The organism is Piscinibacter sp. (assembly GCF_050175855.1).
Classification (GTDB): domain Bacteria; phylum Pseudomonadota; class Gammaproteobacteria; order Burkholderiales; family Burkholderiaceae_C; genus Piscinibacter.
The window spans coordinates 1-3374 of sequence record NZ_JBFXIO010000478.1 but is presented as its reverse complement, the minus strand read 5'-3'; the positions used below and the strand labels follow the sequence as shown (position 1 = coordinate 3374).

The window sequence follows — 3374 nt, the reverse complement described above, 5'->3', positions numbered from 1 at the left end:
ATCTTCGGCCGGACCAGCGAACAGACCGTGACCTACGCGCACAAGCTCGGCCTGGCCATGCAGCTGACCAACATCATCCGCGACGTCGGCGACGACGCCCGGCGCGGGCGCATCTACCTGCCGGTGTCGGAACTGCAGCAATTCGACGTGAAGGCACAGGAGATCGTCGCGCGCAGCTACAGCGAGCGCTTCACGGCGCTGATGCGCTTCCAGGCCGAACGTGCGCATCGCTGTTACGACGAGGCGCTGGCGCTGCTGCCCGAGGCCGACCGCCTGGCACAGAAGCCCGGGCTGATGATGGCCAACATCTACCGCACGCTGCTGCGCGAGATCGAGGCCGACGGTTTCCAGGTGCTGCACCAGCGCACCTCGCTGACGCCGATCCGCAAGCTGTGGATCGCGACGCAGACGCACTGGCGGGGCCGCTAGGTGCCGGGCAGGCTGGCCGTCATCGGCGCGGGCTGGGCCGGGCTCGCGGCGGCCGTCGAGGCCATGAAGGCCGGCTGGTCGGTGACGTTGTTCGAGATGGCCGGGCAGGCCGGTGGACGTGCACGCGACGTGCACGACGAGCGCCTCGTGCTCGACAACGGCCAGCACATCCTCATCGGCGCCTATCGCGAGACGCTGCGCCTGATGCGCGAGGTCGGCGTCGATCCGCAGGCGGTGCTGCTGCGCACGCCCCTGCGCCTGACCGAGCCGGACGGCCGTGGCCTGCACCTGCCGGCGGGCGCGCCGCTGGTGGCCTTCGCGCGCGCCACCTGGCGGCGCGCGGGCTGGACGCCGGGCGAGCGCCTCGCGCTGCTGGCCGCGGCCGGTGGCTGGGCGCTGCGCGGCTTCCGCTGCCCTGCCGACTGGACGGTCGGACGACTGACCCGCACCCTGCCGGCGGCGCTGCGCCGCGACCTGATCGACCCCTTGTGCGTGGCCGCACTCAACACCCCGGCATCGGAGGCGAGCGCGACGGTGTTCCTGCGTGTGCTGCGCGATGCCCTGTTCAGCGGCCCGGGTTCGGCCGATCTGCTGCTGCCGCGTGCCAGCCTGGGCCAACTGTTCCCGGCGCATGCACTGGCCTGGCTGCGCGCGCGCGGTGCCACGGTCCGGCTGTCGACGCGTGTGCAGCGGCTCGAGTCGCTCGGCGCGCAGTGGCAGTTGGACGGCGAGTCGTTCGACGCCGTGGTGCTGGCCACGCCGCCCGCCGAGGCTGCCCGTCTCAGCGAGTCGGCCGCGCCAGCGTGGTCAGCCGCGGCTGCGGCCTTCCGCTATGAGCCGATCGTCACCGTCTATGTCGATGCCGGCTCCACCCGCCTGCCCGAGCCCATGATCGCCCTGCCCCCCGCGCCCAACGCCCCGGCGCAGTTCGTCTTCGATCGCGGACAGCTGGGCGGGCCGACAGGGCTGCTCGCCTTCGTCATCAGCGGAGCACAGCCATGGGTCGACGCGGGCCGGGACGCGACCATCGAGGCCACCCTGGCCCAGGCGCACGACGCGCTGCGGGTGCATCTGCGTGGCGAGATCCGCGTGATCCGCTCGATCGCCGAGAAGCGCGCCACCTTCCGCTGCGTGCCGGCTCTGGCGCGTCCGCCGGCGCTCGTCGCGCCTGGGCTGGTCGCCGCTGCCGATTACGTGGCGGGCCCCTACCCCGCCACCCTCGAGGGCGCGGTGCGCAGCGCCGTGCAGGCGGTGGCAACGCTGCCGGTGAGCTGACTCAGTTTCCGGATCGAGCACCTATGCTTTCGCCATACAAAATTCACCTCGGATGAGCGAGAATTCCGGCCATGCCCCACACCGAAGCCAAGAAGCCCACTATCCAGGTGCTCGAGCGCGCCTTCGATCTGCTGGAAGTGCTGGCGTCGTTCCCGGATCCCGTTTCCCTGAAGGTGATTGCCGAACGCTCGGGCCTGCACCCGTCCACGGCCCACCGCATCCTCAACGACCTGACGATCGGTCGCTTCGTCGACCGCCCGGAAGCCGGCAGCTACCGGCTCGGCATGCGGCTGCTGGAGCTGGGCAACCTCGTCAAGGCGCGGCTGGACGTGCGCGACGCGGCCCTCGGCCCGATGCGCGAACTGCACAAGCTGACCCATCAGCCGGTCAACCTGTCGATGCGCCAGGGCGACGAGATCGTCTACATCGAGCGCGCCTACAGCGAGCGTTCGGGCATGCAGGTGGTCCGCGCCATCGGCGGCCGCGCGCCGCTGCACCTGACATCGGTCGGGAAGCTCTTCCTCGCCAACGACGACCCGCAGCGCGTGCGCGCCTACGCCGCACGCACAGGCCTGGCCGGCCACACCCGCAACAGCATCACCGAACTGCCGGCGCTCGAACGCGAGCTCGCGCGCGTCAACCAGCAAGGCACTGCGCGCGACGACGAGGAACTGGAATTGGGCGTGCGCTGCATGGCAGCAGGCATCCGCGACGACCAGGGCCACCTGGTGGCGGGGCTGTCGATCTCGGCGCCGGCCGATCGGCTGGAGGAATCCTGGCTGGAGCGGCTGAAGTCCACTGCGGCGCAGATCTCCGCGTCGCTCGGCTACCGCGGCTGAAGCAACAACTCAGGTCGCGGGCTTGGCCGCGCCGTGCGCCGAGGTGGCGGCCGGCGTCTCGGCAAGTTCGTTGATCCAGCGGCGAACGCGTTCGGCATCGCCGAGGCGCGAATACTTGCCGGCCGAATCGAGGAAGACCATGATCAGCTGGCGGCCCGCCAGCGTGGCCTGCATGACGAGGCAGCGGCCCGCCTCCGAGATGTAGCCGGTCTTCTGCAGGCCGATCTCCCAGGTCGGGTTGCGCACCAGCGCGTTGGTGGTGCGGAACTGCATCTCGCGCTTGCCCACGGCCACGCTGTATTCGGGCGAGGTGGAGAGATCGCGGATGATCTGGTGCTCGTGCGCCGCCTTCACCAGGGTGGCGAGGTCCTTGGCGCTAGACTGGTTCTTGCTCGACAGGCCGGTCGGCTCGACGTAGTGGGTGTCGCTCATGCCGAGCAAGGCGGCCTTCGCGTTCATCGCTTCGACGAAAGCCTTGAGCCCGCCAGGGTAGTGGCGCCCCAGCGCATGGGCGGCGCGGTTCTCCGACGACATGAGCGCCAGGTGGAGCATCTCCTCGCGACTGAGCTGGGTGCCCACGCGCAGGCGCGAGCGGCTGCCCTTCTCGGTGTCGACGTCCTCCTGGGTGATCGTCAGCATCTCGTCCAGCGGCAGCTGGGTTTCGGCAACGACCAGCGCGGTCATCAGCTTGGTGATCGAGGCGATCGGCAGCACCGCGTCCGGATTCTTCGACAGCAGCACCTCGTTGGTCTCCTGGTCCATCACCAGGGCCACGCTGGACTTCAGGTCGAGGTCGTCATCCGTGTTGCGCAAACCCGCAAGCTGGCCGTA

At 70.2% G+C, this 3374-nt stretch carries 4 protein-coding genes; 3 read left to right on the top strand and 1 reads right to left on the bottom strand.

All coding sequences use genetic code 11. The features are described 5' to 3' along the window. From AB7U92_RS24200 to AB7U92_RS24190, 3 genes are all read left to right on the top strand, one after another. On the top strand, positions 1–429 hold a 429-nt coding region (locus AB7U92_RS24200; protein WP_428582929.1), incomplete at its 5' end, for a squalene/phytoene synthase family protein. Further along, the gene (hpnE, locus tag AB7U92_RS24195) at positions 430–1704 is read left to right on the top strand and encodes a hydroxysqualene dehydroxylase HpnE (protein WP_428582927.1); all 1275 of its coding nucleotides are present in this window, start codon (positions 430–432) and stop codon (positions 1702–1704) included. It abuts the gene before it with no gap. 71 nt (positions 1705–1775) lie between these two features. Beyond that, positions 1776–2543 carry an IclR family transcriptional regulator gene (locus AB7U92_RS24190; RefSeq protein ID WP_428582925.1) on the top strand — a complete coding sequence of 256 codons (768 nt, stop codon included), beginning with the start codon at positions 1776–1778 and terminating at the stop codon, positions 2541–2543. A gap of 9 nt (positions 2544–2552) precedes the next feature. On the opposite strand, the gene pbpG is transcribed toward AB7U92_RS24190, so the two are convergent. Continuing rightward, a partial coding sequence (gene pbpG / locus AB7U92_RS24185) for a D-alanyl-D-alanine endopeptidase (protein ID WP_428582923.1) occupies positions 2553–3374 on the bottom strand: 822 nt, incomplete at its 5' end.